Genomic DNA, 26,309 nt, shown 5'->3' with positions numbered 1-26,309 from the left:
ATTTATATTGTATGTTGAATTTTCTGAAGAGCAAAAATAAATATTTTAAATAACTTAAAAGCATAAATTAGATTTAAAATCACATGATCTTCCTTATACCTTACGCTTTTAACTTTTTAAAAATTATTGTGATATTTACGAAATCGATATAATTGCTATTATTTTCTTCATAAAGTGCTTATCATACAAACTCCACTCTTTTTGTTTAATTTTTATTTCATAAAATTCTCTCACTAGAACGTAAGAACCAAAAAAGTAGTATAAATTAGTGTAAAATTTAACACTTGCCCGGATTACCGCATTTGTAAAATTCCTAAGAATCAGTCGAAATGACTGCATTATTTATTTTTCTACATAGCAAAACGGCCTCTAAATTTCAGAATCTGCGAAATCGTAATAGTTTTTAAATAATATTATGCGTGCATAGTATTTTATTCCGATTTTAATTTCTAAATTTGTAGAAGCATATTATAAATATAAAATATATACTTATGAAAATATTAGTTTGCATCAGCCACGTGCCTGATACTACTTCAAAAATCAACTTCTCCAATGGTGACTCAGAATTCGATACCAATGGTGTTCAATATGTAATTAATCCTAATGACGAGTTTGGTTTGACACGTGCCATTTGGTTTCAGGAACAACAAGGTGCTACTGTAACGGTAGTAAATGTTGGAGGACCAGATACTGAGCCAACTTTACGTAAAGCTTTAGCAATTGGTGCAAATGAAGCTATTCGTGTAAATGCTAACCCTACTGATGGCTTTTTTGTTGCAAAACAATTGGCTGAAGTAATCAAAAACGGAGGTTACGATCTTGTAATTGCAGGAAAAGAATCTCTTGATTATAATGGAGGAATGGTTCCTGGAATGATTGCAGGAATTCTTGGCTCTAACTTTTTAAACTCTTGTACAGCTATCACTGTTGATGGCAACAATGTAAAAGCAGTTCGTGAAATCGACGGTGGAAAAGAAACCGTAAGCACTTCTTTACCTCTAATCATTGGTGGACAAAAAGGTCTTGTTGAAGAAAAAGATCTTCGTATCCCGAACATGAGAGGAATTATGACTGCAAGAACAAAAGCTCTTACTATTCTTGAGCCGGTTGACGCTCCTGTAAATACAAAAGCGGTAAAATTTGAAAAACCAGCTCCTAAATCAGCAGTAAAATTAGTTTCTCCTGATAATTTAGATGAGTTAATCAATTTATTACACAACGAGGCTAAGGTGATTTAAGATTGTAGAATTTAGATTTTAGATTGCTGATAGCAACGCAAAATCTAAAACTCAACATTTGATTCACTTCAAATCTAAAATCAATAATCATTTTAGATTTCAATTTTTAAAATCTGAAATCTAAAATCTAAAATCTAAAATTATTATGTCAATATTAATATATGCAGAATCTGCAGAAGGAAAATTTAAAAAAGTAGCTTTTGAATTAGCTTCTTACGCTAAAAAAGTAGCAGAATCACTGGGAACAACTGTTACAGCTTTAACTGTAAACACGAGTGACGTTAGCGAATTAGCTAAATACGGAGTTGATAAAGTATTAAAAGTAAACAACGATAAATTAGCAGGTTTTACAGCTAAAGCTTACGCCGATGTTATCAAACAGGCTGCTGAAAAAGAAGGAACAAAAGTAGTTTTACTTTCTTCGACTACAGACAGTATTTATCTTTCATCATTAGTTGCTGTGGCTTTAAATGCCGGTTTCGCTTCAAATGTTGTTGGATTACCGGTTAGCACTTCTCCTTTTCAGGTAAAAAGAAATGCTTTCTCAAACAAAGCTTTCAATATTACAGAAATCAACACAGATATAAAAGTTCTTGGCTTAGCTAAAAACTCTTACGGAATTTTCGAAAGCGCAGGATCTGCGACTGAAGAAGATTTTAACCCATCGATTGGAGACAACGACTTTGGAGTAAAAGTAGAATCTGTAGAAAAAGTAAGCGGAAAAGTATCTATTGCTGATGCTGACATCGTAGTTTCTGGCGGACGTGGACTAAAAGGTCCGGAAAACTGGGGATTAGTTGAAGATTTAGCAGCTGTTTTAGGCGCTGCAACAGCATGTTCTAAACCTGTTTCTGATTTAGGATGGAGACCTCACAGCGAACACGTTGGACAAACAGGAAAACCAGTTGCAACTAACTTATATATTGCAATAGGAATCTCTGGTGCAATCCAGCATATTGCGGGTATCAACTCATCAAAAGTAAAATTGGTTATCAATAACGATCCTGAGGCTCCTTTCTTTAAAGTTGCCGATTACGGTATAGTTGGAGATGCCTTTACAATTGTTCCGGAATTAATTGAGAAATTAAAAGCTTTTAAAGCACAACATTCTTAATTTAAAAATTCTCTATAAAAATATAGCTGCCTAAAAACAAGATAATCGTATCTTTGTTTTAGGTGGCTTTTTTGTTCCATATTTTTTGATTAAAATTGCACCTTTATTTTTCAATCAAAAAAAGTCTTAAAATGAGGCAATAATTGCCCTTTTTTACCCACATATATGAGTCTAGTAAAATTATCCATAAAAGGAATTTCATACAGTCAAACTCAAAATGGCGCTTATGCCTTAATTTTGAATGAAGTTGATGGCGAACGAAAATTACCAATAGTTATTGGCGCTTTCGAAGCCCAATCGATCGCTATTGCCTTAGAAAAAGAAATAAAACCTCCTCGTCCGTTAACTCACGATTTATTCAAAAACTTCGCTGAAAGATTTGACATCGTTGTAAAACAAGTCATCATTCATAAACTTGTCGATGGCGTTTTTTATTCAAGTTTAATTTGTGAAAGAGATAAAATCGAAGAAATTATCGACGCCAGAACTTCTGATGCAATTGCATTGGCCCTGCGTTTCAATGCTCCGATTTTTACTTATAAAAACATTTTGGACAAGGCTGGTATCTATTTAAAATCAAATACTGCAGAAACTGATCAGGGTTCTCAGGAAATTGATGATGTACTTTCTAATCCGGAAACTTTTGGTCATGAAGAAGAAAGCAATCAATCCGGAGATGTTTACGCAAAACATAGTTTGCAGGAACTAAATGAGCTTTTAGATCAGGCTGTTTCTCAGGAAGATTATGAAAAAGCAGCAAAAATTAGAGACGAAATCTCAAAAAGATAATTTTAGGGCTGTAAGCCGTAAGCTTTAGGCTATAAGCTTAAAGCCAAAACATAAAAAACAAGCTTAGAGCATTAGGGGAAAGCCTAAAGCTTAAAGCCTAAAGCTTAAAGCAATCATGAAACAATATTTAGACCTGGTAAAACACGTTTTAGAAAACGGCAACCAAAAAGGAGACAGAACAGGAACCGGAACAAAAAGTGTTTTTGGTTACCAGATGCGTTTTGATTTAAGTGAAGGTTTCCCAATGGTTACAACCAAAAAATTACACTTAAAATCTATTATTTATGAACTGCTTTGGTTTTTAAAAGGTGACACCAATATAAAATATCTTCAGGAAAACGGAGTAAAAATCTGGGATGCCTGGGCAGATTCTAATGGCGATTTAGGTCCTGTTTACGGACACCAATGGCGCAATTGGAATAGCGAAGAAATTGATCAGATCTCTGAATTGATTACAGAATTAAAAACAAACCCAAACAGCCGAAGAATGTTGGTTTCAGCATGGAACCCATCGGTTTTACCGGATACAAAAAAATCATTTGAAGAAAATGTGGCCAATAACAAAGCTGCTTTGCCTCCTTGTCATGCCTTTTTTCAGTTTTATGTAACAAGTCCAGATATTGAAAAAGGAGAAACAAAAGGAAAATTATCCTGCCAATTGTACCAGCGAAGTGCTGATATATTTTTAGGAGTACCTTTTAATATTGCTTCTTACGCATTATTAACGATGATGATTGCTCAGGTTTGCGATTTAGAATACGGAGAATTTATCCATACTTTTGGAGATGCACACATTTACAATAATCACTTCGAGCAATTAGAATTGCAATTGACGCGTGAGCCAAAACCATTACCAAAAATGATTTTAAATCCTGAAATCAAAAACATTTTCGACTTTGATTACAATGATTTTACACTTGTAGATTATGAGCCCCATGCGGGCATAAAAGGAAGTGTTGCTGTATAAACTATCCGTTTTAAAACCTAATAGTTTTTTTTACCGCTAAGAACGCAAAGATTTTTATTCTAAGAAATATTTCCAAAAAGAAAAGTTCGCTAAGCTAAATCAATACAAAGCTTTGCGAACTTTTCCTTTTTCATAAAAGCTAAGACTAAACTTAGCGTTCTCTGTGATACTTTTTCTGTCTCTCTAAAGGTCTTATGCTTTATACTACTAAAACACTATTTTCACTTCCTGCAAAATCATTCCATTTATAAGAATCTGCTTCAGGATCATTCACATAACTTCCATCAATTACGTACTTAAACTCGTAAATTGCATCTTTGACTAAGTCATAGGTAGCTTTAAAAGTCCCATTTTTTAACTTACTCAAAGTTCCTTCCTCAACATTCCAGTTGTTAAAATCGCCAACAACTGCTGCCGAACTTGCATCTTTAGCATCAATAGAAAATGTAACTTTAACTACCGGCTTCGTTTTAATAAATTGTTTCTTTAAAGACATAACTGTTTAGTTTTTAGATTCATAGACTAAATTACATAAATTCAGATGATTTTTCGATACCTTCACAACCGATTTATCATAATATCAAAAACCGAATATTTTTTTATCTATTTAATAATTAAATCTGGATAAAATTTTGGAATTCAAACTCTCAGCCCATTTTAAAAGAAATATTCCAGCATCTAAATAGGGTGATTACAAAATAAATTTTAACTTTATAACCTCATTTATATCTTATGGAAAAGGAAGTGCACGAACAATACGAATATGCCCGAAGAAGACTTAGACAAAAGAAGATTCTATACTTTCATTTTGTACTTTTTCTGCTAGGAAGTTTATTTTTATTTATTGCCAATAGATTTTTCGGTTTTGGCGCTAATACAGATCAAAACTGGTGTGTCTGGGGAATTACGATATGGTTCTTTATCTTTATTTTGCACTTTATCAAGGTGTATATCACAGACAGGTTCATGAATAAAAAATGGGAAAGAGAACAAATTGACAGACTTGTTGGCTTGCAGCAAAAAAGAATTAGTCAATTAGAATCCAGAATAATTGAGGATACCGAAAATAAAATTTAGTTACTAGATTGCTATGATTATAATGATAGCGGCTGTTGCCGAAAATAACGAACTTGGAAAAAACAATGAATTAGTTTGGCATTTGCCAAATGATTTTAAAAGATTCAAATCACTTACAACGAATCATCATATTATTATGGGAAGAAAAACTTTTGAAAGTTTTCCGAAACCACTTCCAAACAGAGTTCATATTGTAATAACACGTCAAAAAGATTATCATCCTGAAGGCTGCATCGTAGTCGATAGTATCGAAAAAGCAATTGCTGCTTGTCCTGAAAACGAAGATTCGTACATCATTGGCGGAGGCGAAATTTATAATCTTGCCTTGCCTTATACCGATATTATTGAGATCACCAAAGTTCACCATACTTTTGAAGCAGATGCTTTTTTTCCGAAAATCAGCAAAAGCGAATGGCAACTGGTAGAATCTGAAGAAAATTTTAAAGATGACAAACATCTTTTTGATTATACGTACGAAACATACATTAGAAAGTAATAAAAACAAAAAAACATCCTCTTGTGAAGGATGTTTTTTTAAAAAACGATTGATTTTTAAATCTGACTCATTCGAGTAATAGTTTTGGTAAAAAAATCACAAATCTTAGAAACATTTGAATAACTGAATAACATTTAATGTTAAATGAGAACGAATCTCAAAGAGCCTTTAATAACAAATACCACTAAGATATTAAAGGCAAGAAAATTAAAATTTCCAAAAACAAATTTAACCCTAAGAACGTATTTCGCACTTTAAAGAGTATTGGCCCCAAGAACAATACTTTCAAAACTACTTACAAGAACAAATGAAGCTACCAGTGCAAAAAAATATTCACTTGATTCAAGTCATTAATTCAATCAATCATTAAAATTTTATCTTTTTAACTGTAGCAAAGTTGGCCATGAAATCTATGTCCCACAATACCCACTTTTGGTGATAGCCAAAACCCCGACATCAAACAGCAATTAAAAGCCTACGGCTAAAACAATTAATTTACAAATTCAAAAACTCAATTACAGTTAAGTCAGATTGTATTATATTTGCGTAAATAAAAAAAATGTCTGAAAAAATAACCCCATATAAAGACTCTTCTTTAGGTAAAAAAGAGCAAGTTGCCCAAATGTTTGATAACATCTCAGGGAACTACGACAATTTGAATCGCGTAATTTCATTTGGAATCGATATTAAATGGCGAAAAAAAGTATTAAAAATAGTTTCGGATAAAAAACCGAAAGTTATTCTTGATATCGCAACGGGAACTGGAGACCTGGCCATTCTAATGACACAAACAAATGCCGAAAAAATAATTGGCCTGGACATTTCTGCCGGTATGCTGGAAGTTGGAAAAAAGAAAATCGCAGAAAAAGGATTATCAAATTTAATTGATATGGTTTTGGGAGATTCTGAAAAAATTCCTTTTGAAGACAATTATTTCGATGCCATAACAGTTGGTTTTGGGGTTCGAAATTTCGAAAATTTAGAAAAAGGATTTGCAGAAATTTTAAGAGTTCTAAAACCTACTGGTGTTTTTGTAATTCTGGAAACTTCTGTTCCTGATAAAACGCCTTATAAACAAGGGTATAAATTTTACAGCAAAAACATACTTCCTATCATTGGTAAATTGTTTTCTAAAGACAATTCTGCTTATGGTTATTTGTCTGAATCTGCTGCTGTTTTTCCTTATGGAGAAGCTTTAAACAATATTTTGAGAAAAATTGGGTTTATAGATGTTGTAGCTATGCCTCAAACTTTTGGGGTTGCCACCATTTATTCTGCATCTAAAAAATAGTATGAAAAAAACTGTAGTCTTACTTTTATTAGTCTTAACGACAAACGGATATTCTCAATTTGCTAAAAGCATGTTTAGCAAGGATCCTATTATAAATCTTGAAAACTGGCAAAAACAACGCCTCTATTTTGGGTATTATTTAGGTTTTAATAGTTTCGATTTTAAATTTGACTACAAAACCCCCGGTCCGGATATTCAGGTAAAAAAGACTACCGGATTTAATGTGGGTGTTGTAGCCGACTTAAGACTACAGGAATACATCAATTTGCGTTTTGAGCCAGGTTTGTATTATAGTAAACGCGATTTGTATTATCCAAATTTACCTTTAGAAAAAGATTATTTACGAGAAGTAAACAGTACTTATATTCACTTTCCATTATTATTAAAGTTCTCTTCTTTGCGTACCGGAAACATTCGCCCCTATTTAGTTGGAGGAATGTCTACAACATTGAATCTATCCAGCAACGCAAAATCAAAAGATGATAATTTTGAAGGCAAATTCAGAACCAAACAATGGACTGCGGCGTACGAGGTAGGTTTTGGAATTGACTTTTTCTCTGAATACTTTATCTTCTCTCCTTCTATCAGAGGTATGTTTGGTATTACTGATGAATTAATTCGCGACAATCCTGCAAAAGGACCGAGTCCATGGACAGATAATATTGATTCTATGAAATCAAGGGCTATTTTAATTAATTTTACTTTTCATTAAAACAAATCCCTAACTATTTCGTTTAAACTCACTAAGAATAATTGCTGTTGCAGTAGCTACGTTTAAACTTTCGGTTTTTTGCAGCTCTCCAAATCTTGGAATTGTGAGTCGGCTTGTAACTATTTTTTCAATCTCTGATGATATTCCATTGGCCTCATTACCCATGATAATGATTCCGCTTTGAGGTAAATTAGATTGATAAATGTTTTCGCCGTCCATAAAAGTTCCAAAAACAGGAACATTAGCCTCAGCAATAAAAGTTTTCAAATCAACATAATTCACATTTACTCTGGCAATAGACCCCATAGTTGCCTGAACTACTTTTGGATTATAAATATCGACAGTTTCTTTAGAACAAATAATTTGTTTGATGCCAAACCAGTCACAAAGACGTAAAATCGTCCCCAGATTTCCAGGATCGCGAATATCGTCAAGAGCTAAAATCAAACCTGAGTTGGTTATTTTATTTTCGGATGGAATTTTAAAAACTGCCAAACATGAATTTGGAGTTGATAAGGCGCTAATTTTTTTAAGATCCTGCTCATAAATAAGCGTACGTTTTGAAGAATGAACTTCTTCAAAATCATTTAGAGTCGTGTATAAATGCTCTAATTCAAAATTGGATAACAACAATTCTTGAATTACTTTTACTCCCTCGGCAAAGAATAATTGATTTGCAAAACGTTGCTTTTTTTGATGTAAACTTGATATAAGTTTTATTTGGTTTTTACTAACCATAAAATAATGTACTTTTGAATTAAATATTTAAGAACACTTGAAAAAGAATTCCACAAAAATAACAGCATTTATTCTAATAGCAATATTTATTTGCGGTTGTAATGCTGTAAAAAGAGTTCCCGATGGAAAAAACCTTCTTGTAAAAAATACTATTCTTGTAAATGGAAAGGCAACGAACGACGAAATAGCGTCTAACCAAATGTACCAAAAACCAAATGGTACTTTGTTAGGATATCGTTTACGTTTAAATTTATACAACTTAGCCAACTTAAATCCGGATTCTACTTATCAGGCAAAATTTAAAAATCATCCTGGTTTATACGAACGTCAGGCTAAAATATTATCAGCAAAACAAGTCGACCGACTTGGGCAATCTTTTCTGTACAAAGGTATTCATGAATTTCTGAAAAGCACAGGTGAACCTCCTGTTGTTATTGATACTGCAAAGACAAAAAAATCTCTTTTGCGTTTAAAGTTCTACTACTTCAACAATGGTTATTTTAATGTAGCAACAGATTATACTATTGATAGCGTAGCCAGAAAAAAAGCTAAAATAAATTACCTTATTACAACTGGTCCGGCTTATACCCTGGACACTATTAGCACCAATATCAAAACTCCGGCCCTGGATTCATTATACAGAACCAACAATGAGCCTTCCTTTTTAAAATCAGGAAAACAATATAAAACTGCTGATTTTGAAGATGAGAAAAATCGTCTTACAACTTACTTTAGAAACCACGGCGCTTATTTCTTTCAACCTACTTATGTCACTTTTGACATTGATACTATTGGTAAAAAGAACAAAGCCGATGTAACATTAATCATCAACAACAACAATATTCAGGAAAGAGACTCCAGCAGAACAGAGCCTTTTAAACTATATAAAATAAGCGATGTTAACATTTACACGGACTATTCTCCTGCAAATGCAAAAACAAAAATAACCGATAGTGTAACGTACAACAACTTTAATTTATACAGTCATAAAAAATTAAAATACAAACCGCGCGCCATTACTGATGCCGTTTTTATCAACAAAGGGGGTATTTTCTCTGATACGAGAACGACGCTTTCTTCAAGATATTTAAACAACCTGAAAATCTTTAATTACCCTTCGATTCAATACGAAGTTGATAAACGAGATTCAACGGCACAATCTTTAATTGCAAATGTTTATCTAACGCCCAGAAAGAAATATAGTTTTGGAGCTTCTCTTGACGTAACGCATTCTAATATTCAGGATTTTGGTATTGGAGCCAGTGTTTCTGAAACGATTCGAAACGTATTTAACAGAGCCGAAACGCTGGAAATTTCGGCACGTTTAAATGTAGGTTCGTCAAAAGACATGGCCAATCCTAATGATAATTTCTTTAACGTATCAGAATATGGTTTGGATTTAAAACTGAATTTCCCAAGGATTTTATTGCCTTTTGGTACCGAAAAAATTATCCCAAAAAGAATGATTCCTTCTACAAGTATTGCTGCAGGTTTCTCCAAACAGCGCAATATTGGTTTGGATAAAGAAAATTTCACAGGTGGTATTGCTTACAATTGGTCTCCAAAACGATACAACACAGCCAAGCTTGAATTGCTTAATGCGCAATTTGTACGTAATTTAAATCCAAGTAATTATTTCAGGGTTTACACTTCTTCTTATAACGAACTAAACAACATTGCGAGTACATATAACACGGTACCTGGCAACATTGACAATGACGGAAACCTAATTATCCCAGAGGGAGCAAATAACTTTACAAAGGAAGTATTAACTGACCAAACGGTATTAAGACCAGGAGATACAGGATATAAAGACGTACAAAGCATCGAAGAAAGAAGAATTCGCCTGACTGAAAATGACTTTATTTTAGCAACTAGCTACACGTTTACCAAAACCACTAAAAAAGATCTTGCTGATAATACTTTTTATCAGTTTAAAACAAAAATAGAATCTGCCGGTACTTTATTATCTGCTATTTCAAGCATTGCAAAGCTTCCTGAAAACTCAAGAGGCAACTATGAAATATTCAACTTAGAATATTCAGAATATATAAAAACCGAATTTGATTATATCAAACACTGGGATTTTGGAAAAGAAAAAGTATTGGCCGTGAGAAGCTTTTTTGGGATAGCCATTCCGTTTGGTAATTCAGATTATATTCCGTTTTCACGAAGTTATTATTCAGGAGGTTCAAACGATAACCGCGCATGGCAGCCTTACTCTTTGGGTCCGGGAAGCACGAATGCTGCGAACGATTTTAATGAGGCCAATATGAAGATTGCACTGAGTGCAGAATTCCGTTTTAAAGTTTTTGGTGATGTCAAGGGAGCGATCTTCGCAGACGCTGGAAATATCTGGAATGTGCTCGATAATGTCATAGACGATAAAGCAAAATTTAACAACGTAAACGATTTAGCTGAAATTGCTTTAGGATCAGGATTTGGTTTACGTTACGATTTAAGCTTTTTTGTTATTCGTTTAGATTTAGGCTTTAAGACTTATAATCCGGCGCATGAGAAGGGAGACCGTTGGTTCAAAGAATACAATTTTGGCCATTCGGTTTTAAATTTTGGGATAAATTATCCTTTCTAATGCTAATTAATTCTTATTTTTGCAACCTAAAAACTAAAAACAACTAAAAAAAATTACAATGGCACACAATATTAAACCCGGAGTAGCTACAGGAGATCAAGTACAGGAAATTTTTAATTATGCAAAAGAAAAAGGTTTTGCTTTACCAGCAGTAAATGTTACTGGGTCTAGCACAATCAATGGAGTTCTTGAGACTGCAGCGAAACTAAATGCGCCAGTTATCATTCAATTTTCAAACGGAGGAGCACAATTTAACGCTGGAAAAGGATTATCTAACGCTAACGAGAAATCAGCAATCGCTGGAGGTATCGCCGGAGCAAAACACATTCATACTTTGGCAGAGGCTTACGGTGCTACCGTAATTTTACATACTGACCACTGTGCAAAAAAATTATTACCTTGGATTGATGGTTTATTAGATGCTTCTGAAAAACATTTCGCAGAAACAGGAAAACCATTATTCAGTTCTCATATGATCGACTTGTCTGAAGAGCCAATCGAAGAAAACATTGAGATCTGTAAAGAGTATTTGGCCAGAATGAGCAAAATGGGAATGACATTAGAAATCGAACTTGGTATTACAGGTGGTGAAGAAGATGGTGTTGACAATTCTGATGTTGATAGCTCAAAATTATATACTCAACCAGAAGAAGTAGCTTACGCTTACGAAGAATTATCTAAAGTGAGCCCTAAATTTACAATTGCAGCTGCTTTTGGAAACGTTCACGGTGTTTACAAACCAGGTAACGTAAAATTAACTCCAAAAATCTTAAAAAATTCTCAGGATTTCGTTCAAAACAAATTCAACACTGGTGCTAACCCGGTAGATTTCGTTTTCCACGGAGGTTCAGGTTCTACACTTGAAGAAATCAGAGAAGCTATTGGATACGGAGTTATCAAAATGAATATTGATACAGATTTACAATTTGCATATACTGAAGGAATTCGTGATTATATGGTTAAAAACATTGACTATTTAAAAACTCAAATTGGTAACCCAGAAGGTGCTGATGTTCCTAACAAAAAATACTATGACCCAAGAAAATGGGTACGTGAAAGCGAAGTGACATTCAATACAAGACTTGAGCAAGCTTTTGCTGACTTGAATAACGTAAATACACTTTAAATTTTAGACTTCTGATTTTAGATTTCAGACTTCTAAAAAAGCCTGAAATCTAAATTTTGAATCAGATTGAAAAATCTAAACTTTAAAATCTACATTCTAAAATTAAAAAAATGGCTTGGTTTAAAAGACAAGAAAAAGGGATTACGACTGCGACCGAAGACAAAATGGACGTTCCTAAAGGATTGTGGTACAAATCTCCTACTGGAAAAATTATTGATGCTGACGAATTAGCCAGAAACTTATTTGTTAGTCCTGAAGATGATTTTCATGTTAGAATTGGAAGCGCAACCTATTTTGAAATTTTATTCGACAATAATGAATTTGTTGAATTGGATAAAAACATGACATCAAAAGATCCTTTGCATTTTGTGGATACAAAAAAATATGCAGAAAGATTGAAAGATGTAATGGAGAAAACTCACTTAAAAGACGCTGTGCGTACCGGAGTGGGAAAATCTAAAGGAAAAGAACTTGTTATCTGCTGTATGGATTTTGCCTTTATTGGTGGATCTATGGGAGCGGTTGTTGGAGAAAAAATTGCCAGAGGTATTGATCACGCGATCAAAAACAAATTACCTTTTGTAATGATTTCTAAATCAGGTGGAGCCCGTATGATGGAAGCTGCTTATTCGTTAATGCAATTAGCTAAAACATCAGTAAAATTAGCTCAGTTAGCCGAAGCTAAATTACCATACATTTCGCTTTGTACAGACCCAACTACAGGAGGAACAACTGCATCATATGCAATGTTAGGAGACATTAATATCTCTGAGCCTGGGGCTTTAATTGGTTTTGCCGGTCCTCGTGTTGTTCGTGACACAACTGGTAAAGATTTACCAGAAGGTTTCCAGACTGCTGAGTTCTTATTAGAGCACGGTTTCTTAGACTTTATCACGCCAAGAAAAGAATTGAAAGATAAGATCAACTTATATATCGATTTGATTCAGAATAATACAATTAGATAGTTTTCGAACTTCTTAACATATAAAATCCCATTCGCTTCGGCTGATGGGATTTTTTTATATCTTTATTTTAAATCTTAGTTTATGAAGAACGTATTTATTGGTTTTATGATTTGCTTTTTTCTTTTGAATTGTGCTAAGAAAGAAGAAAAGATTATTGAGAAAAACAAAACTTACATCATCTCATATGAAGATGTGAAACTTGAAAAATATTACGATTCCATAAAAAAACATACTGATAGATTTGCTCCCCCTCCAAGGAAAGGCTTCTATGCCGAGAACCAATTAATAATTGACAAAAAAGGAAATTTATATTTTTATCAAAAAAGATACTTCCTCGAATTTTGTAGTTATGGCAGTGAAAAAGACACTCTTCCTCATTTCCTTGATCTTCAACCCAAAGACATTGTTAAAATTCCTCAAACTAGTTTAGATGATTTTTTATCAGAAAATATTCTAAGTAAAGAGAAAAACAGGCGAATATTAATTATTGCGTCTCAAAATGACACTATAAAAAACACATCCTTTTTCAAGTTTACAAACAAAAACCAACTACAAGCTTATGCGATAAGAAGAACAACCCAGGAAGAAGATACTGTTCTAAAATACAAAACCAATAACGACTACTATTATTCTGATTCTATTAAATGGGATCGAACTAAAATTAAATTTCCAAATAAGAACTAAAAAAAATCCAAAGAATGTTTCTTTGTTTTTTTTTTAATCTTCACAACTTTACGAAGCATAAATTCTTTACTAAAGCTGGAGGCTATCCAATTATAAGCAATTTCACATTCAACGGAATAATTCCATCTCTACAACATAAATTGTTCATCTGTAAATTATACAAATCCAAAAACCTTTGTCCCTTTGTAACTCTGAGCCTTTGAACCTTTTCTCAAAACCTACATTCCAGTTCTAATCGCCTCAACCGGATCTAATTTTGCTGCTGAAATTGCCGGTAAAATCCCGGATATCACACCAACTAAAATTGACAATCCTGCACCGATAATTATATTCCAGAAACTTAGAACAAATTCAAAATCTAACAAATTAGTCAAAAGCATCGACATCAGCCAAACAATCAATAAACCAATCATTCCGCCTATCAAACAAAGTATAACTGCTTCAAACAAAAACTGAAACAATATAAATCGGTTTTTTGCTCCTAAAGATTTTTGAATCCCTATTAGGTTTGTTCGTTCTTTTACAGAAACAAACATAATATTGGCCACGCCAAAACCTCCAACCAGGAAAGAAAAGAAACTAATAAATATTCCTCCAAACCGTAAGCTTCCTAAAATTCCATCCACAAAATCAGTAAAACCGGAAAGTACATTAATAAAGAAATTGTCAGACTCCCCTGCTTTCATTCCACGAATTGCTCTTAGTTTTTGGGCAACTTCGGCTTTATAAGCACCCATGTCTACACCCTTTACAGGTTTTAAAACAATAACCGGCGTCATTGCATCATTGTCGCCGTACATTCTGCGTAAAAAGTTTGTTGGCAAATAAACCGATGTATCATTACTATCACCAAAAAAACCTGCACCTTGTTTCTTAATCACACCAATTACGGTAAAACGCTGTCCGTACAAACGAATATTTTTCCCAACAGGATCACTTGTTCCAAAAAGCCCTTCGGCAATATCATATCCAAGAACAATAACAGCACTTCCAGAATTCGATTCGGATTCGTTGTAAAATCTTCCTTTATCAAAACTCAATCCTTCGATATCTACCATTTCGCTAGACGAAGGAACTATATTAACATCACTAACCGTTTTTGAATCGTATTTTAAAGTTTCGTGATTTACAAAAAGCTGGTAAGCGACCTGATCTGTATTATTAAGCGAATTTTTTAAACTTATATATTCGTCATATTTTACATTGGGAAACTGTTCTCTTTTCCATTGCGGAATTTCAGAAGGTCCAAAACAGTATTTCATTAAATAAATCGTATTTTTATCTAAGCTGCTCAAATCTTTTGAAATCTTTCGATCTAAAGAATCTACCGCTGCCAATACAGCAATAATCGAAAAAATACCAATCGTAACACCCAACAGCGACAATAAGGTACGCAGTTTATTATTTCGCAAAGCGTTTATGGCAAAGCGGAAACTTTCTTTTAATAACCTTAGATAAACCAGCATATACGTGTATTTTTCATAAAAGTAAAATTCAATAAATTAAAAACAAAATCCTAATAAAAGTTAACTTACTCATCAGTAGATTTTTTTAGCATAATGTTACACTAATTTTCTTTAAAATAATATTTAAAAAAACTACTTTTGCAGTCTGAAAATCATAACTACACAATGAGCACAACTAAAACAATACAATCAGCATTAATTTCTGTTTTTTCGAAAGATGGACTAGAGCCAATCGTTAGAAAATTACACGAACAAAACGTAACACTTTATTCGACTGGAGGAACTGAAGATTTTATAAAAAACCTTGGAATTCCTGTAGTTCCGGTTGAAGACATTACTTCATTCCCTGAAATTCTTGGTGGAAGAGTAAAAACTTTGCACCCGAAAATCTTTGGTGGAATCTTAAACCGTCAGGATAACGAAAGTGACGTTCAACAAATGAAGGAATTTGATATTCCTCAGATTGATTTAGTTATTGTTGATTTGTACCCGTTTGAAAAAACAGTTGCTTCTGGCGCAAGCGAGCAGGACATTATTGAAAAAATTGATATTGGCGGAATTTCATTGATTCGTGCCGGTGCAAAAAACTTCAAGGATACTGTAATTGTAGCTTCGGTTAACGAATATAGTTTGCTTCTTGATTTAATTACAGAGCAAAACGGAGCAACAACTCTTGAGAACAGAAGATTGTTTGCTACAAAAGCGTTTCACGTTTCATCTCATTATGATGGTGCAATTTTTAATTATTTTAATACTGACGAAACTATCTATAAAGAAAGCATTGCAGATGGTCAGGTTTTAAGATATGGAGAAAACCCACATCAAAAAGGCTTCTTTTTTGGAGATTTTGATGCGATGTTCAAAAAAGTTCACGGAAAAGAATTATCTTACAATAACTTATTAGATGTTGATGCGGCAGTAAACTTAATTAATGAGTTTAAAACTGACGGACCAACGTTTGCTATTTTAAAACATAATAATGCTTGTGGTTTAGCTTCAAGAAAAACAATTAGCGAGGCTTATTTAGCAGCTTTGGCTTGCGACCCAACTTCTGCTTTTGGCGGAGTCTTGATTGCAAACACTAAAATTGATTTAACTACAGCACAGGAAATCAACAAATTATTCTGTGAAGTAGTAATTGCCCCTAGTTATGATGACGATGCAATTGCCGTTTTACAAGAAAAGAAAAACAGAATTATATTAGTTCAGAATGAAGTTGAATTGCCTTCAAGACAAGTGAGAACATGTCTTAACGGTTTGTTAATTCAGGACAGAAATAATATTACAGATACTAAAGAGCATTTAAAGACCGTTACTATTACAGAGCCAACCGCTCAGGAAATAGAAGACTTGATATTTGCTTCAAAAATTTGTAAAAACACAAAATCAAACACGATTGTTTTTGCAAAAAACGGAACATTAATTTCTTCAGGTACTGGCCAAACATCAAGAGTTGATGCTTTGGTACAAGCTGTAGATAAAGCTAAAGCTTTTGGATTTGATTTAACCGGCGCTTCTATGGCAAGTGATGCATTTTTCCCTTTTCCGGATTGTGTAGAATTAGCTAAAAAAGCAGGAATAACGGCTGTTATTCAGCCTGGAGGATCAATAAAAGACGAATTAAGCATAAATTATTGCAACGAAAATAATCTTGCAATGGTATTTACAGGAACACGTCATTTTAAACATTAATTTGTTTAACTTTGTTCAAAATAATTTATAACATTTTAAACCCCTAAAAAACTTATGGGATTTTTTGATTTCATGACCGAGGATATTGCGATAGACCTTGGTACCGCAAACACTTTAATCATACATAATGATAAAGTTGTTATTGATAGTCCGTCAATCGTTGCACGTGACAGAATATCAGGCAAAATCATTGCTGTTGGTAAAGAAGCCAATATGATGCAAGGTAAAACGCATGAAAATATCAAAACCATAAGGCCTTTGAAGGACGGTGTAATTGCCGACTTTGATGCTTCGGAAAAGATGATCAACATGTTCATCAAAAGCATTCCTGCATTGAAAAAAAGAATGTTTACTCCAGCTTTAAGAATGGTAGTATGTATTCCTTCAGGAATTACCGAAGTGGAGATGAGAGCTGTGAAGGAATCTTGTGAGAGAGTAAACGGAAAAGAAGTTTATTTGATTCATGAGCCAATGGCAGCAGCAATTGGTATTGGTATCGACATTATGCAGCCAAAAGGAAACATGATTGTTGATATTGGAGGTGGTACTACAGAAATTGCAGTTATTGCATTAGGTGGTATTGTATGCGACAAATCTGTAAAAATTGCAGGTGACGTTTTCACCAATGATATCGTTTATTATATGCGTACTCAACACAACCTTTTTGTGGGAGAAAGTACTGCTGAAAAAATAAAAATTCAGATTGGAGCCGCTATCGAAGATTTAGATGGTCCTCCTGAGGACATGTCAGTTCAGGGTAGAGATTTACTTACCGGTAAACCAAAACAAGTTGATGTTTCTTACCGTGAAATTGCTAAAGCATTAGATAAATCGATTCAGCGTATTGAAGATGCGGTAATGGAAACATTATCTCAAACTCCACCTGAATTAGCTGCAGATATCTACAATACTGGTATTTATTTAGCTGGTGGTGGATCTATGCTTAGAGGTCTTGACAAACGTATTTCGCAAAAAACAGATTTACCTGTTTATATTGCTGAGGATCCGTTAAGAGCTGTAGTTCGTGGAACCGGAATGGCACTTAAAAATATTGCAAAATTTAAAAGTATCTTAATTAAATAAGATTCAAAATAATCAATATAATTTTATAAGAGTCAAATTTAATTTATTTGACTCTTATAAAATTGGAAACTTAATAGCATATCCTGAAACAAAATAACCAAACAAGAAATGCAGCAAATTTTTAATTTCATTATAAGAAACAGTAATCGATTGCTGTTTTTGCTGCTTTTAGGTATTTCGTTGGCACTCACAATTCAATCGCATTCTTTTCATAGAAGTAAAGTAATCAGCTCAGCTAATTTTTTAAGCGGAGGTGTTTATGAAAAAATCAATCATGTAAATGAATATTTGAATTTAAGAACCGAAAACGACGAACTTGTACTTGAAAACGCAAGATTAAAAAGTCTTTTATTCAATAAGGAAGACACTACAAAAATTCCTTTAGCTGATAGCGTAAAAGGAGTAAAACCTGCGGATATTATAGTTTCAAAAGTAATTCACAACTCATACAATACGCACGAAAACTACATTACTTTAAATTCCGGATCAAATGACGGAATCAAACAGGATATGGGGGTAATTAACAGTTTAGGAATTATTGGTGTAATTGATAATACCTCGCCAAGATACTCTACAGTAGTGAGTATTTTGAATATGAAATCTCATATTAATGCAAAACTAAAAAAGTCAAATCATTTTGGTTCGTTAACGTGGAATGGAAAGAGCACAGGATTTGTTCAGCTTGAAGATGTTCCTAGACTAGCTTCTATTAGAAAAGGCGATACCATTGTTACCGGTGGCCAATCTGTAATTTTTCCAGAAGGAATTAATATTGGTACGGTTGACAAAATTTCAATAAAAGAAAACACAAGTTACTATGTCATAAATGTTAAATTATTTAACGATATGACAAATTTAGGTCATGTATATATTATCAAGAGTAAGGACAGAGAAGAACTTATTAATTTAGAAAACAAGAGAAAGAATGAATAGCGCTGTGTTAGGCAATATTTTTCGATTTATTATTTTACTAGCAATTCAGATTGTTATTTTTAATAATATGAACTTATTAGGGTACATAAGTCCCTTCCCATACATCCTATACATTATTTTGTATCCGGTAAACAGTAATAGAGCGGGATTAATATTTTCTAGTTTTTTACTGGGTCTTACTATGGATATGTTTTGTAATTCAGGAGGAATTCATGCAACAGCCTGCGTTATCCTCGCCTATTACAGACCTTATATATTTAAATTTTCGTTTGGATTAAGTTATGAATATCAGACTATCAAGTTAAACGATTCATTAACTCCTGAACGATTTTCATTTATTTTTGTATCTGTTTTATTACACCATATCGTATTATTCATACTGGAAGCGTTTCAGTTTAAATTTATCTGGGATATTTTACTACGAACATTATTTAGCTCAATCTTTACAATAATCACCTCAATTATCATAATTTACCTTATTAAGCCTAATAAACGATGAGAAAAATTCTGCTGCCCTCTTTAATTATTATCGCAGCATCTCTGCTTGTGATGAGGGTATTTTATTTGCAAATTATAGACGATTCTTTTAAGTTAAAATCTGATAATAATGCAATCAAGAAGCAGTATGACTATCCTGAAAGAGGCTATATTTATGACCGAAACGGAAAGCTACTAGTTGCGAATCAAGCTTCTTATGACATCATGGTAATCCCGAGAGAGATTAAGGAAAACCTTAATATTGACGAATTTTGCACATTGCTTAATATTACCAGAGAAGATTATGAAAAGAGAATTGCAAAAGCCAAAGTATACAGCCCAAGATTACCGTCTGTATTTCTACCGCAATTAAACAAATCTGAATTTGCCGCTTTTCAGGAAAAAATCAGAAAATATGAAGGCTTTTATTTCCAGAAACGTTCTCTTCGTGATTATGAAGTAGATTATGGAGCCAATATTTTTGGTTCTATTCTACAGGTAAATGAAAAATTAATTGCTAAAAACCCTTATTACAATAGTGGTGACTTAATTGGAAGACAAGGTGTTGAAGAAAGCTACGAAGAAGTTTTACGCGGAATAAAAGGTGTAAAATACATCCAGAAAGACAAATACAACAGAGAAATTGGTTCTTATAAAGAAGGCAAATACGACACTATCGCTGTTGCCGGAGAAGACATTAATTTAACTATTGATGCTGAACTTCAAAAATATGGCGAAGAATTAATGATCAATAAAAGAGGTGGAATTGTTGCCCTTGAACCTAAAACAGGTGAAATTCTGGCATTAGTTACCGCCCCTTCTTATGATCCTGGTATTTTGGTGGGAAGACAAAGATCTAAAAACTATACGCTTTTATATCATGATTCTATTGCAAAACCTTTATACGATAGAGGACTTTTGGCAGAATATCCTCCGGGCTCACCTTTTAAAATTCTGACGGGTTTGGTTGCATTACAAGAAGGTGTTGTTAATGAGCAAACTACTTTTATGTGTCACCACGGTTTTAGTTATGGTGGTGGTCGTTTTATGAAATGCCACGGCTTTGGACCTCATCAATTGCATAATGGGATTTACCTTTCCTGCAACACATACTTTGGCCAGGCGTATATGTTAACTATTAATAAATACAAAGACCCGGGCAAGGCAGTAGATGTTTGGAGTGATCACGTAAAAAGTTTTGGATTAGGTCAATTTATGGGCTATGATTTACCAACAGGTAAAAGAGGAAATATTCCAACTTCTAAGACATACAAAAAAATCTATCCTAATGGAGGCTGGAGAAGCTCAACGATTGTATCCAACGCTATTGGCCAGGGTGAGGTTTTAATGACTCCTATTCAGCTTGCTAATATGATGGCAACTGTTGCAAATCAAGGGTATTATTATACGCCTCATATCATTAAGAAAATTGAAGGCAAAAAAATCGATGCTAAGTTTACAACAAAACACGTAACTACAATTGATCAAAAATATTTCCCACCGGTCATAAGTGGTTTATTTGATGTTTACAACAAAGGTACAGCTGCATCACTTAGAGTAAATGGAATTGATATTTGCGGAAAAACAGGTACAGCAGAAAACTTTGCTAAAATTAACGGAAAAAGAACTCAGCTTAAAGACCACTCTATATTTGTTGCTTTTGCTCCAAAAGACAACCCTAAAATTGCTATTGCAATTATGATTGAAAATGGAGGTTTTGGTGCTACAGTTGCAGGACCAATTGCTAGTTTAATGATCGAAAAATATTTAAGAAAAAAAATCACAAGGACTGATTTAGAAATTCGGGTATTAAACAAAAGTCTTGTAAGTGAATATGCAAAATTAGGAGGACCGACTGCAGCGAGCGCTATTGAATCTACTCCGAAAGACTCCGTTATGAGTGCAAAAATAGCAAAGCTGCCAAAAGTAGAAGTTAAAAAAGTCCTTTTAGATACCACCCAAGAAAATTAATACAATTATTTCAAATGAAAAACCAAAGTATAAAAAATAACATTGACTGGATAAGTGTTTTTATTTACACTGCGTTGGTAATATTGGGATGGCTAAACATTTATTCCTCTTCATTATTATCTACCGACGGAACCTATCAAAAACAGTTAATTTTTATTGGCTGTACCATTCCTTTGATTTTCATCGTACTTTTTGTTGACGGAAAGTTTTATGAAAAATACGCGAGTATCATTTTTGGGGTTTCATTATTATCCTTAGCCGGTTTGTTTCTTTTTGGAAAAACCATTGCGGGCCAAAGATGTTGGTATGCAATAGGAAGCTTTACAATACAGCCTTCTGAGTTTGCAAAAGCTGCTACAGCATTGGCATTAGCAAAATATTTAAGTGATACACAGATTAACCTGAAAGAAGTAAACAGACAGGTTCAGGCTTTGGCTATTGTTTTTCTACCAGTATTATTGATCTTACCTCAACCCGATCCAGGAAGTGCTTTAATCTACAGTATTTTTATTGTGGTTTTGTACAGAGAAGGATTACCTTCCTGGTATGTTTGGACTGGTTTTATCACTATCTTACTATTCGTTTTAACCCTTGTTTTAGAACCTTACGCAGTTATTTTAATTGCATTGGGAGTATTAATTATCATACATTTTAAAGGCAGGGCTGTCGATAGAAACATTCTTTTAAGCGGTATTTTACTAGCTGTTATTTCGGCTTTTGTTTTATCTGTAGACTATGTTTTCGACCATATTTTTAAGCAGCATCACCGTGACCGTTTTAATATTTTATTAGGTAAAACTGTCGATATGAAAGGTATTGGATACAATACTAACCAATCAGAAATTGCTATTGGATCCGGAGGCTGGATTGGAAAAGGCTTCTTAGAAGGAACTCAAACCAAAGGAGGATTCGTGCCTGAGCAACATACCGATTACATCTTTACAACTGTTGGTGAAGAATGGGGTTTTGCAGGATCTGTGGTGGTTATTGCACTTTTTGTGGGCTTACTATTAAGAGTAATTTATTTGGCCGAAAGACAAAAAACAAAATTCAGCAGAGTTTATGGCTATTGTGTGGCCGGAATTTTGTTTACTCACTTTTTTGTAAACATCGCAATGGTTATCGGGATTTTTCCAACCATTGGAGTTCCGCTTCCTTTCTTTTCTTATGGAGGTTCAGGACTTTGGGGATTCACTATTTTACTGTTTATCTTCTTAAAAATGGATGCAAATAAGGTAAATGAATGGTAGTCTTTTGAGACAAATTCCAAATATAAAAAATTCCAAATTCCAAATCCAAACCTTTTAATCGCTGGAGTAGTAACAGAAACCTTAAGTTTTTTTAGTTAAGCCGTGTTTGGTATCAGCTTCTATAAATTCGTTACTGAAAAGGCATGATAACTTCAATTAAAGAATAATCTCAAATACAACCTATAGCCCAAGGTTTCAACCTTGAGGTTACGTTGAGTTACGTATCGTAACCAGACAATGTTACACCTGCAACGTTTCCATATTATCAGTATCTAAAAATAATATTCAGGCATAAAAAAGTCCGAAGTTTAAACTTCGGACTTTTTTATATTTTTAATTTTCAATTATATCTTTTCGCTTGGTCTTTTCTTTAAAAGCTTTACTAAAACCGGGAAAGTAGAAATTATAACGATGATGATAATGATATATTCAATATGATGTTTTAGATCAATTCCTTGTTTTAAGAACACTCCGTATAAATAATGTCCTGCAAAAATCAGGATAAACGACCATAAGAAAGAGCTCAGGATATTATAAAACATGAATTTCTTTTTATCCATAGAAACAATACCCGCAATGATTGGTGCAAATGTTCTGAAAATTGGAAGAAAACGCGCGTATATAATAGCTTTCCCTCCATACTTTTCGAAGAAATCTTTAGATTGTAAAAGGTATTTTTTCTTAAACCAGAATGAATCTTCTTTTTTAAACAAATAGTATCCACTTTTGGCTCCAAACCAATATCCTGTCATATTTCCTAAAACCCCCATTATAGCAACAAGAGTTGAAAGCACAAATACATTTATAAAGTCAGCCGGAATATCAACTACATTTAGCATTAAGTCGCGGCTATAGATGCCCGCCAAGAAAAGTAAACTATCCCCCGGAAGGAAGAAACCTGCAAAAAGTCCTGTTTCAGCAAAAACTATAAACAAAACAATAAATAAACCAATTTGAACACCTCCGATGCTTAATGTAATATAAAATTCAGGGTTAATTAATTGACTCCAATCAAAATTATTCATAAATGCGTTTGGTTATATTTATAAGTTCGTGAAATTAACAATAATTTGCTTCAACACCAATAAATTGCTATATTTTAAAGATAAATTAACTATTTAAAAGCCCAAGTTTACACTTGGGCTCGTTAGATAATTATTCTCTTACATACTTGCAGCAAGAATGTAAATTTTCATAATCAGTATCTGTTGCTTTAACATCCTTAGTATCATGCCCTACTTTAGCAATAGCTTTATTCAAATCTTCAGGAGATGACTTTTCTTCATTTAAAATTACGGCAAGCTGATGTGAACTAATATCCCAGGTTGCTGACTTAACACCGGGAACAGCAAAAGCTGCTTTTTCGATTCTTTTTTTGCATTGCTCACAATTACCGTTTACCTCTGTAGTATATTTTAAATTCTTGTTCTTTTTAGTTTGAGCCTGAGCTGAAAATCCTAAAAAAGTGATCATTGCAATTAAAATTATATTTTTCATATTGTTTATTATTTATTGTTATTAAAATTGATTTTGAAACTGAACTTTTATTTTATTTTAAATCGTAATCCTGCGTAATACATTTGTCCAAAAATTGGAGCATACGCTATAGAAGCATCAAAGTTAGGACCAAATGGATTTTCGGCTCCTAAAATTGCTTTTTGTTGTTTATAGTTCCCTATGTTTTCTCCTCCAACATATACTTCTAAAACCGGAGAAATAACTCTTGTTACCTGAACATTCATCACAGCATACGAAGGTGAAAAATCAGGAAACTGATCTTCTACAGGATTCGATGCTGTGTAAGGCAATTGCTGTTTTCCTGACCAGTTAAAAGTATAATCAAACTTCCACTGTTTACCATCATTTAAGTTTGTTTCATATTCCAGATTTCCTAAAAAACGGTGTTTTGCCTGCAACGGACGCTGAAAAGTACCTGTTAAATAATCGGTTTGAATATCATAATATTTATATGCCGTTCTAAGATTCAAATTATGAATTAACTCATAATTAAACTCAAATTGAAAGCTATTTGCAAAAGAACTTCCTTTTAAATTATAAAAAGAAACTTCCTGCGGACTTTGCATTAAGTCTACAACTGCCTGGTTTTGAAAATCGGTACGATAGAAATCAAATCCGGCTTCGGCATTTTTATTAAAAAGTTTGAATTTCTGAGAAAAACTCACTCCGTAATTCCAGGCAATTTCAGGATTTAAACCATAAATTTTTCCGTTTGTATCTAAAATCGAAAACGTTCTTGAACTAGCAAAAAGCTGTTGATTCTCAGCAAAAATATTCGCTGAACGTTTTCCTCTTCCTGCAGAAAAACGAATTACACCATCTTTCCACGGATTATATCTCATATGCAAACGAGGCGTTACAAAAAATCCTAAACGATTATGATTGTCTACCCTTCCTCCTAAAATAAGGCTAAAATTATCTGCATTATCATAAGTATACTCAAAGAACGCCCCTACCGAATTATCAATTCTGCTGTAGTCATTTACATTCACAAATTCCTGATACTGATCATAAGTAAAATTTAAACCGGTCGAGAACTTATGCATCGTATTGTTTATAATCGAATTGAAAATTAAATTCGAATAAAAACTATTCTGCTTAATATCATACAAATTCAAACCAAAATAAGAGTTTTGATTGTGACTGTTAAAAGCATTCTGAAAACCAATACTCTGATAAGGCATATCTTTAAAAACATATCCAATCTTGGTAGAAACATCAAAACGTTCAGTATTGATTTCTGATCCCCAATAGTTTGTAGTTCCACGATCTCTGTCTTTATCGAAATCAACTTCTCCGGTTTGTTTTTTATCATTCATGTACCTGAAATTAATAAAACTAACCAAACCACTATCAGGATTATAATATTGATAACGGTTTAAAACATTGATCTGTTTCCCCAGAGGATTATCCAGAAAACCATCATCGTTCATGTCATTTTTTGCCACACGCGCATTTCCGTGTACAAATAAACTTGTCGCCCATTTATCAGATAACTTTTTATTAAAATGAGTATTCACCTCAAAACGCGCATCTGTAGAACCATAAACATTCAAAAAGAACGGAATGTCATTTAACGGTTTTAGAAGTTCTGTATTTATTTGGCCCGAAATACTTTCATAACCATTGATAACACTTCCTGCACCTTTGGTAATTTGTACACTCTCGATCCATGTTCCGGGTGTAAACGACAATCCGTAAGCCTGAGAAGCGCCACGTACCGAAGGAATATTTTCCTCGGTAATCATTAAATACGGACTCGTTAAGCCCAGCATTTTTATTTGCTTCGTTCCTGTTAAGGCATCAGAGAAATTAACATCGATAGATGGATTTGTCTCAAAACTTTCGGCCAGATTACAGCAGGCAGCTTTTAGCAATTCTTTGCTTGTAATAACACTTGTATTAGCAGTAAGGGTATAAGATTTTTTAATTCCTTTTTGCTTTTTGGTGATTTTTACTTCGTCCAGATCTTCTTGCGAAAAAGCAGTAGCAGAAAGTAAAATCATACCCAAAAGCATGATATTTTTTTTCATAAAAAAGATTTTAATGTAATTAGAAAAAGGCTGTTTTGTAGAAACTTTTCTAAATAAAAAACAGCATAGTACAAACCATAAAAGGCTTGATTCTAA

The 26,309-nt window shown here is 33.4% G+C and carries 24 protein-coding genes; 18 read left to right on the top strand and 6 right to left on the bottom strand.

Annotated features, from left to right (window positions below; genetic code table 11):
• Nucleotides 1-491 precede the first annotated feature (491 nt).
• The 4 genes from IRZ78_RS07405 to IRZ78_RS07390 all read left to right on the top strand — a co-directional run bounded on the left by IRZ78_RS07405 (nt 492) and on the right by IRZ78_RS07390 (nt 4,108).
• On the top strand, nt 492-1,238 hold the full coding sequence (locus IRZ78_RS07405) for an electron transfer flavoprotein subunit beta/FixA family protein (RefSeq protein ID WP_194615919.1): 747 nt from the start codon (nt 492-494) through the stop codon (nt 1,236-1,238).
• A gap of 145 nt (nt 1,239-1,383) precedes the next feature.
• Nucleotides 1,384-2,352, top strand: coding sequence for an electron transfer flavoprotein subunit alpha/FixB family protein (locus IRZ78_RS07400; RefSeq protein ID WP_194615918.1), 969 nt, complete (start codon nt 1,384-1,386; stop codon nt 2,350-2,352).
• A gap of 165 nt (nt 2,353-2,517) precedes the next feature.
• On the top strand, nt 2,518-3,141 hold the full coding sequence (locus IRZ78_RS07395; protein WP_042566126.1) for a bifunctional nuclease family protein: 624 nt from the start codon (nt 2,518-2,520) through the stop codon (nt 3,139-3,141).
• 115 nt (nt 3,142-3,256) lie between these two features.
• Nucleotides 3,257-4,108 carry a thymidylate synthase gene (locus tag IRZ78_RS07390; RefSeq protein WP_194615917.1) on the top strand — a complete coding sequence of 284 codons (852 nt, stop codon included), beginning with the start codon at nt 3,257-3,259 and terminating at the stop codon, nt 4,106-4,108.
• Nucleotides 4,109-4,307: 199 nt separating this feature from the next.
• Here IRZ78_RS07390 and IRZ78_RS07385 read toward each other — a convergent pair whose 3' ends face one another.
• On the bottom strand, nt 4,308-4,604 hold the full coding sequence (locus IRZ78_RS07385) for an isoamylase early set domain-containing protein (protein WP_173970880.1): 297 nt from the start codon (nt 4,602-4,604) through the stop codon (nt 4,308-4,310).
• A gap of 236 nt (nt 4,605-4,840) precedes the next feature.
• Between IRZ78_RS07385 and IRZ78_RS07380 the strand changes: the two genes are divergently transcribed.
• From IRZ78_RS07380 to IRZ78_RS07365, 4 genes are all read left to right on the top strand, one after another.
• Entirely contained in the window at nt 4,841-5,185 is a 345-nt protein-coding gene (locus IRZ78_RS07380) for a 2TM domain-containing protein (protein WP_194615916.1), read from the top strand.
• A 13-nt stretch (nt 5,186-5,198) separates the two neighbouring features.
• Nucleotides 5,199-5,681, top strand: a complete 483-nt coding sequence (locus IRZ78_RS07375) for a dihydrofolate reductase (protein ID WP_194615915.1) — start codon at nt 5,199-5,201, stop codon at nt 5,679-5,681.
• A gap of 559 nt (nt 5,682-6,240) precedes the next feature.
• Nucleotides 6,241-6,972 (top strand): bifunctional demethylmenaquinone methyltransferase/2-methoxy-6-polyprenyl-1,4-benzoquinol methylase UbiE, encoded by a 732-nt coding sequence (gene ubiE, locus IRZ78_RS07370; RefSeq protein WP_194615914.1) that lies wholly within the window; start codon nt 6,241-6,243, stop codon nt 6,970-6,972.
• A gap of 1 nt (nt 6,973) precedes the next feature.
• Nucleotides 6,974-7,684 (top strand): porin family protein, encoded by a 711-nt coding sequence (locus IRZ78_RS07365; protein WP_194615913.1) that lies wholly within the window; start codon nt 6,974-6,976, stop codon nt 7,682-7,684.
• 9 nt (nt 7,685-7,693) lie between these two features.
• Here the strand turns inward: IRZ78_RS07365 and IRZ78_RS07360 are convergent, their stop codons facing one another.
• The gene (locus IRZ78_RS07360) at nt 7,694-8,422 is read right to left on the bottom strand and encodes an RNA methyltransferase (RefSeq protein ID WP_194615912.1); all 729 of its coding nucleotides are present in this window, start codon (nt 8,420-8,422) and stop codon (nt 7,694-7,696) included.
• A 37-nt stretch (nt 8,423-8,459) separates the two neighbouring features.
• Between IRZ78_RS07360 and IRZ78_RS07355 the strand changes: the two genes are divergently transcribed.
• The 4 genes from IRZ78_RS07355 to IRZ78_RS07340 all read left to right on the top strand — a co-directional run bounded on the left by IRZ78_RS07355 (nt 8,460) and on the right by IRZ78_RS07340 (nt 13,790).
• Nucleotides 8,460-11,015, top strand: coding sequence for a BamA/TamA family outer membrane protein (locus tag IRZ78_RS07355; RefSeq protein WP_194615911.1), 2,556 nt, complete (start codon nt 8,460-8,462; stop codon nt 11,013-11,015).
• Nucleotides 11,016-11,073: 58 nt separating this feature from the next.
• Nucleotides 11,074-12,141 (top strand): class II fructose-bisphosphate aldolase, encoded by a 1,068-nt coding sequence (gene fbaA / locus IRZ78_RS07350; RefSeq protein ID WP_029271808.1) that lies wholly within the window; start codon nt 11,074-11,076, stop codon nt 12,139-12,141.
• Nucleotides 12,142-12,251: 110 nt separating this feature from the next.
• The gene (accD, locus tag IRZ78_RS07345) at nt 12,252-13,106 is read left to right on the top strand and encodes an acetyl-CoA carboxylase, carboxyltransferase subunit beta (RefSeq protein ID WP_056190173.1); all 855 of its coding nucleotides are present in this window, start codon (nt 12,252-12,254) and stop codon (nt 13,104-13,106) included.
• Between the two features lie 81 nt (nt 13,107-13,187).
• Complete coding sequence (locus tag IRZ78_RS07340) at nt 13,188-13,790, top strand: hypothetical protein (protein WP_194615910.1); 603 nt, start codon at nt 13,188-13,190, stop codon at nt 13,788-13,790.
• A 218-nt stretch (nt 13,791-14,008) separates the two neighbouring features.
• On the opposite strand, the gene IRZ78_RS07335 is transcribed toward IRZ78_RS07340, so the two are convergent.
• Entirely contained in the window at nt 14,009-15,256 is a 1,248-nt protein-coding gene (locus IRZ78_RS07335) for an ABC transporter permease (protein ID WP_194615909.1), read from the bottom strand.
• 165 nt (nt 15,257-15,421) lie between these two features.
• Here IRZ78_RS07335 and purH point away from each other — a divergent pair, with 165 nt between their 5' ends.
• From purH to rodA, 6 genes are all read left to right on the top strand, one after another.
• A complete protein-coding gene (purH, locus tag IRZ78_RS07330; protein ID WP_194615908.1) occupies nt 15,422-16,948 on the top strand; it encodes a bifunctional phosphoribosylaminoimidazolecarboxamide formyltransferase/IMP cyclohydrolase in 1,527 nt (508 codons plus the stop codon).
• 54 nt (nt 16,949-17,002) lie between these two features.
• Entirely contained in the window at nt 17,003-18,031 is a 1,029-nt protein-coding gene (locus IRZ78_RS07325; RefSeq protein ID WP_007804822.1) for a rod shape-determining protein, read from the top strand.
• A 108-nt stretch (nt 18,032-18,139) separates the two neighbouring features.
• A complete protein-coding gene (gene mreC, locus IRZ78_RS07320; RefSeq protein WP_194615907.1) occupies nt 18,140-18,964 on the top strand; it encodes a rod shape-determining protein MreC in 825 nt (274 codons plus the stop codon).
• Complete coding sequence (locus IRZ78_RS26125; RefSeq protein WP_228520401.1) at nt 18,957-19,463, top strand: rod shape-determining protein MreD; 507 nt, start codon at nt 18,957-18,959, stop codon at nt 19,461-19,463. Before mreC ends, IRZ78_RS26125 begins: the two co-directional genes overlap by 8 nt.
• Nucleotides 19,460-21,412, top strand: coding sequence for a penicillin-binding protein 2 (gene mrdA, locus IRZ78_RS07315; protein WP_194615906.1), 1,953 nt, complete (start codon nt 19,460-19,462; stop codon nt 21,410-21,412). The genes IRZ78_RS26125 and mrdA overlap by 4 nt, the downstream gene beginning before the upstream one ends.
• 14 nt (nt 21,413-21,426) lie before the next feature.
• Nucleotides 21,427-22,662 carry a rod shape-determining protein RodA gene (gene rodA / locus IRZ78_RS07310; RefSeq protein WP_194615905.1) on the top strand — a complete coding sequence of 412 codons (1,236 nt, stop codon included), beginning with the start codon at nt 21,427-21,429 and terminating at the stop codon, nt 22,660-22,662.
• A gap of 344 nt (nt 22,663-23,006) precedes the next feature.
• Here the strand turns inward: rodA and IRZ78_RS07305 are convergent, their stop codons facing one another.
• The 3 genes from IRZ78_RS07305 to IRZ78_RS07295 all read right to left on the bottom strand — a co-directional run bounded on the left by IRZ78_RS07305 (nt 23,007) and on the right by IRZ78_RS07295 (nt 26,213).
• The gene (locus tag IRZ78_RS07305) at nt 23,007-23,687 is read right to left on the bottom strand and encodes a VTT domain-containing protein (RefSeq protein ID WP_194615904.1); all 681 of its coding nucleotides are present in this window, start codon (nt 23,685-23,687) and stop codon (nt 23,007-23,009) included.
• A 130-nt stretch (nt 23,688-23,817) separates the two neighbouring features.
• Entirely contained in the window at nt 23,818-24,159 is a 342-nt protein-coding gene (locus IRZ78_RS07300) for a heavy-metal-associated domain-containing protein (RefSeq protein WP_194615903.1), read from the bottom strand.
• A gap of 47 nt (nt 24,160-24,206) precedes the next feature.
• Complete coding sequence (locus IRZ78_RS07295) at nt 24,207-26,213, bottom strand: TonB-dependent receptor plug domain-containing protein (RefSeq protein ID WP_194615902.1); 2,007 nt, start codon at nt 26,211-26,213, stop codon at nt 24,207-24,209.
• Nucleotides 26,214-26,309 lie beyond the last annotated feature (96 nt).

This window comes from Flavobacterium sp. CSZ, from assembly GCF_015350725.1.
Lineage (GTDB): Bacteria > Bacteroidota > Bacteroidia > Flavobacteriales > Flavobacteriaceae > Flavobacterium.
Note: the sequence above shows the minus strand (reverse complement) of the source record. Positions and strands in the feature narration are given on the sequence as shown.

Bases quoted from the DNA above. Each gene is read 5' to 3' on its own strand.
- purH (WP_194615908.1), top strand. From the start codon at position 15,422: ATGAGCACAACTAAAACAATACAATCAGCATTAATTTCTGTTTTTTCG.
- IRZ78_RS07360 (WP_194615912.1), bottom strand. From the start codon at position 8,422: ATGGTTAGTAAAAACCAAATAAAACTTATATCAAGTTTACATCAAAAA.
- IRZ78_RS07405 (WP_194615919.1), top strand. From the start codon at position 492: ATGAAAATATTAGTTTGCATCAGCCACGTGCCTGATACTACTTCAAAA.
- IRZ78_RS07390 (WP_194615917.1), top strand. From the start codon at position 3,257: ATGAAACAATATTTAGACCTGGTAAAACACGTTTTAGAAAACGGCAAC.
- IRZ78_RS07400 (WP_194615918.1), top strand. From the start codon at position 1,384: ATGTCAATATTAATATATGCAGAATCTGCAGAAGGAAAATTTAAAAAA.
- mrdA (WP_194615906.1), top strand. From the start codon at position 19,460: ATGAGAAAAATTCTGCTGCCCTCTTTAATTATTATCGCAGCATCTCTG.
- accD (WP_056190173.1), top strand. From the start codon at position 12,252: ATGGCTTGGTTTAAAAGACAAGAAAAAGGGATTACGACTGCGACCGAA.
- IRZ78_RS07305 (WP_194615904.1), bottom strand. From the start codon at position 23,687: ATGAATAATTTTGATTGGAGTCAATTAATTAACCCTGAATTTTATATT.
- mreC (WP_194615907.1), top strand. From the start codon at position 18,140: ATGCAGCAAATTTTTAATTTCATTATAAGAAACAGTAATCGATTGCTG.
- IRZ78_RS07295 (WP_194615902.1), bottom strand. From the start codon at position 26,213: ATGAAAAAAAATATCATGCTTTTGGGTATGATTTTACTTTCTGCTACT.
- IRZ78_RS07375 (WP_194615915.1), top strand. From the start codon at position 5,199: ATGATTATAATGATAGCGGCTGTTGCCGAAAATAACGAACTTGGAAAA.
- ubiE (WP_194615914.1), top strand. From the start codon at position 6,241: ATGTCTGAAAAAATAACCCCATATAAAGACTCTTCTTTAGGTAAAAAA.
- IRZ78_RS07395 (WP_042566126.1), top strand. From the start codon at position 2,518: ATGAGTCTAGTAAAATTATCCATAAAAGGAATTTCATACAGTCAAACT.
- IRZ78_RS26125 (WP_228520401.1), top strand. From the start codon at position 18,957: ATGAATAGCGCTGTGTTAGGCAATATTTTTCGATTTATTATTTTACTA.
- IRZ78_RS07335 (WP_194615909.1), bottom strand. From the start codon at position 15,256: ATGCTGGTTTATCTAAGGTTATTAAAAGAAAGTTTCCGCTTTGCCATA.
- IRZ78_RS07325 (WP_007804822.1), top strand. From the start codon at position 17,003: ATGGGATTTTTTGATTTCATGACCGAGGATATTGCGATAGACCTTGGT.
- fbaA (WP_029271808.1), top strand. From the start codon at position 11,074: ATGGCACACAATATTAAACCCGGAGTAGCTACAGGAGATCAAGTACAG.
- rodA (WP_194615905.1), top strand. From the start codon at position 21,427: ATGAAAAACCAAAGTATAAAAAATAACATTGACTGGATAAGTGTTTTT.
- IRZ78_RS07365 (WP_194615913.1), top strand. From the start codon at position 6,974: ATGAAAAAAACTGTAGTCTTACTTTTATTAGTCTTAACGACAAACGGA.
- IRZ78_RS07380 (WP_194615916.1), top strand. From the start codon at position 4,841: ATGGAAAAGGAAGTGCACGAACAATACGAATATGCCCGAAGAAGACTT.
- IRZ78_RS07385 (WP_173970880.1), bottom strand. From the start codon at position 4,604: ATGTCTTTAAAGAAACAATTTATTAAAACGAAGCCGGTAGTTAAAGTT.
- IRZ78_RS07300 (WP_194615903.1), bottom strand. From the start codon at position 24,159: ATGAAAAATATAATTTTAATTGCAATGATCACTTTTTTAGGATTTTCA.
- IRZ78_RS07340 (WP_194615910.1), top strand. From the start codon at position 13,188: ATGAAGAACGTATTTATTGGTTTTATGATTTGCTTTTTTCTTTTGAAT.